This is a genomic window from Isoptericola sp. NPDC057191 (genome assembly GCF_042670225.1).
GTDB lineage: Bacteria > Actinomycetota > Actinomycetes > Actinomycetales > Cellulomonadaceae > Isoptericola.
In genome coordinates, this window is the sequence record NZ_JBHUWC010000182.1 from 1 (window position 1) to 8,228 (window position 8,228).

The window sequence follows — 8,228 nt, forward strand, 5'->3', positions numbered from 1 at the left end:
GTCGCACGGACCAGGCGGGGCCGCCGTCGTCGGGTCGTCAGGCCTGGCCGGAGCTGCCGCCCTTGACCTCCTGCGCGACGTCCTGCGCGGCCTGCCGGCCGTGCTCGGCCATGTCGTGCCCCGCGCCGCTCACGGAGTCCTTCAGGCCCTCGGCGTGCTCCTGCGCCGTTCCCTTCAGCTCCTGGGCCATGGAGGCGCCCGCCTCCTTCAGGTCGTCGACCAGCGGCGCCGCGGCCTCCTTGACCCGGCCCGCCGCCTCGGCCTCCTGGCGGGACGCCGGCACGAGCGACGCCGCGATCAGACCGAGGCCGAAGGCCACCAGCCCGACGGCCAGCGGGTTCCCCTCCGTCTGCTCGCGCACGACGCGGGGTGCGCCCGAGACCGCGTCCCCCACGCTGCCCGCCGCGTCGCGCACGCTGTCGGTGGCGTGGTGGACAGCATCGGTCGTGTGTCGGGACGACGAGCCCGACGTGCCCATGACGCGCTCCCGCAGACGGCTGACGCCCGCTCGCGCGCGCTCCGTCTGGCGGCGGGCGACCGCGCTCGGCCGCACATGCTCCTCCAGGGTGTCGACGTCGCGGCTCAGCTCACGGCGCGTCCGTTCGATGTCGGCGCGAACCTGCTCCGGGTCGGTGGTGCTCATCGGTTCTTCTCCTCATGTCCTTGGAGAGCGTTCGGGATCTTGCGGAGGGTGTCCGTGGTCTGCGACAGCCCGGGCGCCTGCTGGATCTCGCGGCGGCCGACGAGGGCGAGCACGGCCGCGATGATCGCCCAGACGACAGCCACGACGAGCGCCGACCACCCGAGCCCCATGACGGTGCCGAGCGCCCACCAGAGCGCCAGCGACAGGAACAGCAGGACCATCCCCGCCCCGTAGCCCGCGCCGGCCAGCATCCCGGCGCCCTTGCCCGCGCTCTTCGCGGACTCGGCGGCCTCCGCCTTGGCCAGCGTGATCTCCTGCCGCACCAGCGTCGAGAGGTCCCGCGTCACCTCGGCCACGAGCTGGCCGAGGCTCAGGCCCTCCGGGTCGCCGAACCGGCCCGCAGCCGGGGACGACGGCTCGGCCTGCCGCCTCTCGTCCTCCGGTCGCGTCGGGGGGACGTCGGCGACGGGGCGGTCGAACACGGGCGCCGTGGACGCCGCACCCGGTGACGTCGGGGGCGCGACGCCGGGCGGGACGCCCGCAGGCCGGCCGACCGTGCCCGGGGCCGTGCCCCCGCTGTCGTCGGCGCCGTCCGCGCCGAGACGGCCGGCAGCCGCCCCCGCACGGGGATCAACGGACGACATGACCCTCACCTCCCGTCCCGACCCCCGCGGCGGTGCCCGCCGCGCCCGTGGACGGCATGCCGCTGGGCGCGGCCGTCGGCGCCACGCCGGTCGTCCGGCGCGTGGTGGGCACGGGAGCCGCGACCCCGGAGGTGCCGGAGGCGCTGGAGCTGCCGGAGACTCCCGGGCCGCCGGTGCCGTCCGTCCCGCCCCGCTCGCCCGAGCTGCGGTCGGGAGCGTCCTTGACTCCGCGGAGCAGCCGACCGACGAGGAGGCCTGCCCCGGCCGCCAGGACGAGGAACGTCCCGGGCCGGCGCCGGGCGAAGTCCTGCACCTCGTGCAGCACGTCGCCGGGCTCGCGCTGCTCGAACCAGTCCGCGAGCCGGTCGGCGGCCTCCGAGCCCCGGTCGGCGACCTGGCTCGCATACCCGGGGTCCTCGCTCGCGCGGCTCATGTCCGTGAGCTCGGACCCGAGGTGGCGCAGGCCCGCGGCCAACCTGCCCTGCTGCGCGGTGGCCTGCGAGGAGACCTGGTCCCGCGCGTCGTCCAGGAGGCTCCTGGCCCGGCGACCGGCCTCGTGCGCGACGTCGCCGACCCGCTCGGAGGCCTCGTGGGCCATGTCCTTGCCCGCGTCCGCCGCGTGCGACGCGGCAGACGCGGCACGGTCGCGGACACCCTCGTCGTCGCCGGACGAACCTGTGGACGAACTTGTGGATGAACCTGTGGACGAACCGGAGGAGGCGCCCGGGGCCGGCGGGTACGCCGGGGGCACGGTGGGGGGCGGCACGGACGGGTCCGGGGGGACCGGTGCCGCCGGCGGCGGGGTGCTGCCGTGCTGGGGGAACGGTGTGTCGCTCATGCGTCACTCCTCGGAACGGCCCGCGCGGGGCGGGCAGGAGTGCCGGACACGATGCTGCGCTGCTCGCGACAGCGAGAGGACGAGGTCCGCAGCCGTCGCCTGTCCGGCGGGGCCGCTTCCTGACCTCTCTCCACCATGGGGCCACCCGCGCTCGCTCACATCTTCAGCGACCCCCCGAGGCTCCGACCTGGTGGTGGGCCCTCTCGTGCGGGTGTCGGTGGGTCGCGGCAGTCTGACGAGGTGTCCGGCGCCTGGCCGGACCTGTCGCCAGGAGGGCGAGATGAGCGAGAGCACTGCGACGTCCGGTCCCCAGCACCCCGGTCCTCAGCACCCCGTCGCCGTCTTGGACGCGGTAGTCTTCGACGTCCCGGACGCGCCCCGCGCCGCCGACTTCTGGCAGCGCCTCACGGGCGCGGAGGTCGAGCAGCAGGGCGACGGGGACGACTGGATCACGCTCCGCACGCCCGACGGGTGGTCGCTCGCCTTCCAGCCGGCCCCGGACCTGCAGCCGCCGCAGTGGCCCGAGCAGGACCACCCCCAGCAGCTGCACCTCGACCTGCGCGTGCCCGACGTCGCGGCGGCCGTGGAGCGCGCCGTCGGTCTCGGCGCGACCGTCCTGCGCGAGAACCCGGAGTGGACCACGTTGGCCGACCCGGCGGGCCACCCGTTCGACCTCTGCCACGCCCCCGACAACGACGGCCTGACCGTCATGGGGGTGACGCTCGACGTGCCGGACGCGTCCGCCGCGGCGGCGTTCTGGTCGCGCGTGCTGGCCGAGCCGGTCGTCTACGACGCCGAGGGCATGGCGATGCTCGGCGGCGAGCGGGCGCTGCTGTTCCAGCAGGTGGAGGGCTACACCGCCCCCCAGTGGCCCGACCCGGCGCACCCGCAGCAGCTGCACCTCGACCTCGCCATCGGCCCGCAGACCCTGGACGAGGCGGAGGCCGCAGCCCTCGCCGTCGGGGCGCGACGCCTGCCCGGGGACGAGGACTCGTTCCGCGTGTTCGCCGACCCGGCCGGGCACCCGTTCTGCCTCTGCCGCTTCTGAGCGGCGGTCAGCCGCGCAGGACGAGCGCCGGCCGGTCCGGGTGGTCCACCCGCACCACGACGTCGGCCTGCCGCTCGGGTTGCACCTCCCGGCGGTAGCGCCCGTACGCGGCGAGCGTCCACGCGTCGTCGAGCGGGGTGTTCCGCGTCTCCGTCGCCGGTCGCAGGGCGAGGTGCACGACCACGTCGACGTCGAGCCCACGGCCCAGGGCGAGCGAGCCGTCCAGCACCACGACCGTGCCGGGCGCGGCGTCCACGTACGCGGCACGCGTCGCACGGTCGGTGACCGGGTCGCGCAGCGTGGGCAGCCACCGCCCCCGGGCGACGACGCCGGTGAGCACCTCGCGGTTCAGCCCGCCGACGTCGATCCACTCCTCCAGGAGGGCGTCCGGGTCACGACGACCGCGCTCGAGCCGCAACGACGCCGGCCGCAGGAAGTCGCGCACCCGGACGCGCGCCACCGGGCGCCCGGCAGCGCGCAACGGCTCGGCGAGCGCGTCGGCCAACTCCTCCGGCCGGGTCGACGGGTGGCCGTCCACGAGCACGCGCACCGGCCGGTCGCTCGCCTGCGCCAGGACCCGCGTCACGACGTGCTCGACCACACCGACCGGGGTCACGGGCTCCACCCGCACGCCGCCATGCTGCCATCCGCCCACGCCGACCGCCCCACCCGCCCAGCACGGAGCCGGGTCGTGCGCTGAGGTCGTGGGCTCAGGTGGCGTGCTCGACGCAGCGCGTCGCGCCGGGACGCGCCTCCAACCGCGCTGCGGGGATCGGTCGACCGCACACCTCGCACACCCCGTACGTCCCTTCGGCCACCCGGTCGAGCGCGGCCAGCAGCTGGTCCCGCTCGCGCTCCGCCTCGGTCGCGAGCGCCGCCGCTTGCTGCCGTTCCCAGGCAAGCGTGGCTCCCTCGGGGTCGTGCTCGTCGTCGACGTTCGCGTCCCGGGCGGACTCGACGATCCCCGCGACCGCACGGCGCTGCGCCGTCAGCCGAGCCTCGACCTCCGCAAGCCGCGCCCGCAGCCGCGCCCCGGCGCCGTCGCGCGCGTCCGTCTCCCCGGCCGCGGTTGTCTCTGTCTCACCCGGCTCACCGGTCCCGCCCGAGCCCCCCTGGTGGTGCACCATCCCGGCAGTGTCGCACCACGCGCCCTCGCGCTCACGGGCGACCGAGGTAGCACCAGACCTGCCGAAGTAGTGCTGAACCTGCCGAAGTAGTGCTGAACCTACCGAGGTAGTTCTGAACCTGCCGAGGTAGTCGAGTACGTGCCGAGGTAGTGCACTACCTCGGCAAAGGGGGAACTACCTCGGCAGGTCCGGTGCTACCTCGGCAAGAGGGGAACTACCTCGGCCCGGTCTCGACTACCTCGGCAGGTCCGGTGCTACCTCGGCAAGAGGGGAACTACCTCGGCAGGTCTGGTGCTACCTCGGCAGGAGGGGGACTAGCTCGGCGACGAGTCAGAGGGCGCGGTGCGTCCAGCGGCCCGCGACGATCGTGCCCGCCACGGCGGTGGCCCGCAGCGCGTCGGCCAGGGCGGCGGGGTCGCCGGTTCCGGGTCCGCCGTGGTGCCAGACGTCGTGCCCGGCCTCGTGCCCGACGTCGAGGGGGTCGGCGTCCAGGACGGCGAGGTCGGCCGGGCCGCCGACGGCGAGGTCCAGCGGCCGGCCGTCCACGGACGCCTCGAGCGCGGCACGCACGTCGATCCGCTGCTCCGGGTGCCAGGGATCGCGGCCGTCGCGCGAGCGAGTGACGGCCGCGGCGACGGCGACCCATGGGTCGAGCGGCGCGACGGGCGCGTCGCTGCCCAGCGTGAGCGGGACGCCCGCGGCGCGCAGCTCGGCCAGCGGGAACGCCCGGTCGTGCCGGTCCGGCCACAGCTGCTCGGTGACGTCGCGGTCGTCCATCGCGTGCTCGGGCTGCACGCTCGCCGTCACCCCCAGGGCGGCGAAGCGGTCCACGTCCGCACGGCGCAGCAGCTGGGCGTGCTCCACCGACCCGCGCGCGCCGGAGGCCTCGAACGCATCGAGCGCCAGGGCGTTGGCTCGGTCGCCGATGGCGTGGATGGCGCAGCGCAGCCCCCCGGCGTGCGCGCGGGCCATGAGCGGGACGAGCTGATCGGTCGCGATGTTGAGCACGCCGTGCGTGTCCGGGCCGGCGACGCCCGCGTAGGCGTCGAAGCAGAACGCCGTCAACGTGTTGAGGGACCCGTCGCTGATCACCTTGAGCGGTCCCTGCGTGACGAGGTCGGAACCCTCCGGGCCGCCCAGCACGTCCCCGGTGCGCAGCCCGGCGTCGAGCACCCCACCCAGGTGCTGCTCCCACACGCCCGCGCGCACGCGCAAACCATCCCAGCCCGCGGCGACGCGGCGGCGCCAGGTGGTGAGGTTGTCCGCCACCTCGAAGTCGACGACGCCGACGACGCCGCGCTCGGCGGCGGCCCGTGCCGCGTCCGCGACGAGGGCGTCGGCCACGGCGTCGTCCACGGTGACGATGCGCGGGCTCGCGGGCATCCACTCCTCCTCGCGCAGCAGCCCCGTCGGGTGGTGCGCGATGCCGAGGAAGCGCAGGCCCGCCGTCGAGGCCCACGCACTGTGCAGGTCGCCCGACAGCAGCACCACCGGGACCTCGCCCGCCACGGCGTCGAGCAGCTCGGCAGCCGGCTCGTCCGGCCAGGTGGCCCAACGGAACCCGTACCCCACCAACGGCGCGCCGCCGGTGGGAGGTGCCGCACGGTCCAGGCGGTCGCGCACGAGAGCGGCGGCGTGAGCGGCGCTCGTCGCGGCGGACACGTCGAGCCGCTGCCGCACCATGGCCCACTGCGTGAGGTGTGTGTGCGCGTCCCACAGCCCCGGGATCACCGTGCGGCCGCCGACGTCCACCTGTTCCGGGAGCGTGGACACCGGCACACCGGCGCCCGTCCCGGTAGGGGTCACCGCGGTGATGCGGCCGTCGTCGAGCAGGACGTCGACGGACCGGTCGGAGCGGCCCGCGAGGCGGGCGTTCGTCAGGAGCAGCGCGGACACGGGGCCACCGTAGACGCCCCGGGTCACCGGTGGCGCCTGGGCCGTCAGGCGCCGCCGGCGGCGTGGATGCGCAGCGCCTCCACGACGAGCGCATGGTCGTCGGCCTGCGCGAGCCCCGAGACGGTGACGACGCCGACGACACCGACGCCGTCCACGCGCACGGGGAACGCGCCGCCGTGCGCGGCGAACTCCTGCAGGGGGAGCTGGTGCTGCGCGGCGAAGTCGGTGCCCTTCGCCCGCGCCCGCAGGCCCACGAGGAAGGACGACGCGCCGAACCGCTCCACGACCCGCACCTTGCGCTGGACCCACGAGTCGTTGTCCGGGGTGGTGCCCTCGCGTGCGGCGTGGAACACCTGCTGCGTGCCCTTGCGCACGTCGACCGTCACGGCCAGCCCGCGCTCCGTCGCCAGCTCGACCAGCAGGCAACCGAGCTGCCACGCGTCGTCGTGGGTGAAACGCCTGAGCACGAGCTCGCGCTCCTGCTGCTCGACCTCGGCGACCAGGGCGGCGACGTCCTCGGGGTTCCCCATGGCGACAGCGTCCCACGCCCGGTCACGACGGCGCACACGGCGCGTCCCGCCGGGCCGGGCGGCGTCCGTCGGTACGGTCGCGGACGTGACCCGACTCGTGCTCGTCCACGGCCGCGACCTCGCCGGACACGACCCCGACACGCTCGAGGCGCAGTGGCTCGGAGCCCTGAGCGCCGGGCTCGCCGCCGCAGGTTCGGCGTTCCGCCCCACCGACGCGGGCTCGTCGTTCGTGTACTACGGCGACACCCTGGCGCGGCTGGTCGACGGTGGCACACCGCCCGCGGTGACGGTCCACGCTCTGGCCGTGGGGGCCGGGCCCGCGGACCTGCCCGCGCTGCCGGAGGGTGAGCTCCGGTTCGTGCTCGACGTCGCGCGCGAGGTACTCGCAGGCACCGGTCACCGCGACGCACCCGTCGTGGCGGAGGGTGCCGTGGCCGACGCGCTCGTCGAGGCTCTGGTCGCGGCGCTCGCCCTGGTGGACCGGTACGTGCCCGGGGTCGGCGCCGAGGTGCTGCTGGTCCTCACCCGCGACGTCTACGCCTACCTGCACGACGACCACGTCCGACAGGTGATCGACGACGGCCTGGCCGACGCGCTGAGCGGCGACGAGCCCGCCGTCGTCGTCGCGCACTCGCTGGGCAGCGTCGTCGCCTACGCGATGCTCGCCTCCGGGTCCTTCGCCCGCGCCGCCGGACCGGACGTCCCGCTGCTCCTCACGCCCGGCTCGCCGCTCGGCATCCGGGCGATCCGCGACGCGCTGCAGGCGCGGACGGCGCTGACGTTCCCTCGTGGCGTGCGCCGGTGGGTGAGCCCTCGTGACCCGCGGGACCTGCTCGCGCTGCACGACCTCACGCCCGACGCGTTCCCGTTGCCGGCGGGGTCGCCCGGCATCGAGGTGCTGCGGGTGACGAACCGCGCGCCCGGGTTCCACGCGGCGGCGTTCCCCCTCGACGACGGCGCGTGGGCCGGGTACCTGGCCCTGCCGGAGGTCGCCGCGCCCGTCGGCGAGGCGATGACGTAGCTACGTCGTGGGCGCCTGCCAGCCGGGCAGCACCCGCTGGAGCGCGGCGACGAGCTCGATGGAGCTGCCGTCCTTGCCGCCCGCGCCGAGGATCATCGGCGGCCGTTGCGGGGTGACGTGCGCGCCGCGCACCCGGTCCAGCAGCGTGAGCGGCGCGGTGAGCACGTAGAACGCGCCGTCGGTCGTGACGGCGGCGGTCCGGTCCTGGCGGAGGTACCAGCCGCGCAGCGACGTGCGCGCCGTCCCGCGACCGCCGTACCCCTTGACCTGCAGCGGCTCGGGCTCCAGCCCGGCAGCCGCGGCGGCCCGGACGAAGTCGTGCAGCAGCGCTTCCGCCTGCGCGTGCTCGACGTCCTGTCGCGCACGCAGGCGCTCAGCCTGCACGCGCGCGGCCTCGGTGCGCTGCGCCGCCCAGTCGTCGCTCACCGGGGCATCCTCCCACCTCCGACCTGTCAGACCCACGTGCCGGTATGGCGGCACG

10 protein-coding genes are annotated in these 8,228 nt (G+C 75.8%); 2 read left to right on the forward strand and 8 right to left on the reverse strand.

Annotated elements, in window-relative coordinates:
- Positions 1-37 precede the first annotated feature (37 nt).
- The 3 genes from ACFT55_RS17155 to ACFT55_RS17165 all read right to left on the reverse strand — a co-directional run bounded on the left by ACFT55_RS17155 (position 38) and on the right by ACFT55_RS17165 (position 2,125).
- Entirely contained in the window at positions 38-643 is a 606-nt protein-coding gene (locus ACFT55_RS17155; RefSeq protein WP_380245055.1) for a DUF3618 domain-containing protein, read from the reverse strand.
- Positions 640-1,017: a phage holin family protein gene (locus ACFT55_RS17160; RefSeq protein WP_380245064.1), complete on the reverse strand. Its 378-nt coding sequence runs from the start codon at positions 1,015-1,017 to the stop codon at positions 640-642. Before ACFT55_RS17160 ends, ACFT55_RS17155 begins: the two co-directional genes overlap by 4 nt.
- 256 nt (positions 1,018-1,273) lie before the next feature.
- Entirely contained in the window at positions 1,274-2,125 is an 852-nt protein-coding gene (locus ACFT55_RS17165) for a hypothetical protein (protein WP_380245056.1), read from the reverse strand.
- Positions 2,126-2,405: 280 nt separating this feature from the next.
- Here ACFT55_RS17165 and ACFT55_RS17170 point away from each other — a divergent pair, with 280 nt between their 5' ends.
- Positions 2,406-3,173 (forward strand): VOC family protein, encoded by a 768-nt coding sequence (locus ACFT55_RS17170; RefSeq protein WP_380245057.1) that lies wholly within the window; start codon positions 2,406-2,408, stop codon positions 3,171-3,173.
- 7 nt (positions 3,174-3,180) lie between these two features.
- Here ACFT55_RS17170 and ACFT55_RS17175 read toward each other — a convergent pair whose 3' ends face one another.
- From ACFT55_RS17175 to ACFT55_RS17190, 4 genes are all read right to left on the reverse strand, one after another.
- Entirely contained in the window at positions 3,181-3,804 is a 624-nt protein-coding gene (locus ACFT55_RS17175; RefSeq protein ID WP_380245058.1) for a uridine kinase, read from the reverse strand.
- A 79-nt stretch (positions 3,805-3,883) separates the two neighbouring features.
- Positions 3,884-4,300 (reverse strand): TraR/DksA family transcriptional regulator, encoded by a 417-nt coding sequence (locus ACFT55_RS17180; RefSeq protein WP_380245059.1) that lies wholly within the window; start codon positions 4,298-4,300, stop codon positions 3,884-3,886.
- 330 nt (positions 4,301-4,630) lie between these two features.
- Positions 4,631-6,196 carry an amidohydrolase gene (locus tag ACFT55_RS17185; RefSeq protein ID WP_380245060.1) on the reverse strand — a complete coding sequence of 522 codons (1,566 nt, stop codon included), beginning with the start codon at positions 6,194-6,196 and terminating at the stop codon, positions 4,631-4,633.
- A gap of 44 nt (positions 6,197-6,240) precedes the next feature.
- Complete coding sequence (locus ACFT55_RS17190; RefSeq protein ID WP_380245061.1) at positions 6,241-6,726, reverse strand: heme-degrading domain-containing protein; 486 nt, start codon at positions 6,724-6,726, stop codon at positions 6,241-6,243.
- Positions 6,727-6,811: 85 nt separating this feature from the next.
- On the opposite strand from ACFT55_RS17190, the gene ACFT55_RS17195 reads away from it, so the two are divergent.
- On the forward strand, positions 6,812-7,747 hold the full coding sequence (locus ACFT55_RS17195; RefSeq protein ID WP_380245062.1) for a hypothetical protein: 936 nt from the start codon (positions 6,812-6,814) through the stop codon (positions 7,745-7,747).
- Here the strand turns inward: ACFT55_RS17195 and ACFT55_RS17200 are convergent, their stop codons facing one another.
- The gene (locus tag ACFT55_RS17200) at positions 7,748-8,173 is read right to left on the reverse strand and encodes a hypothetical protein (protein ID WP_380245063.1); all 426 of its coding nucleotides are present in this window, start codon (positions 8,171-8,173) and stop codon (positions 7,748-7,750) included.
- Positions 8,174-8,228: the final 55 nt, after the last annotated feature.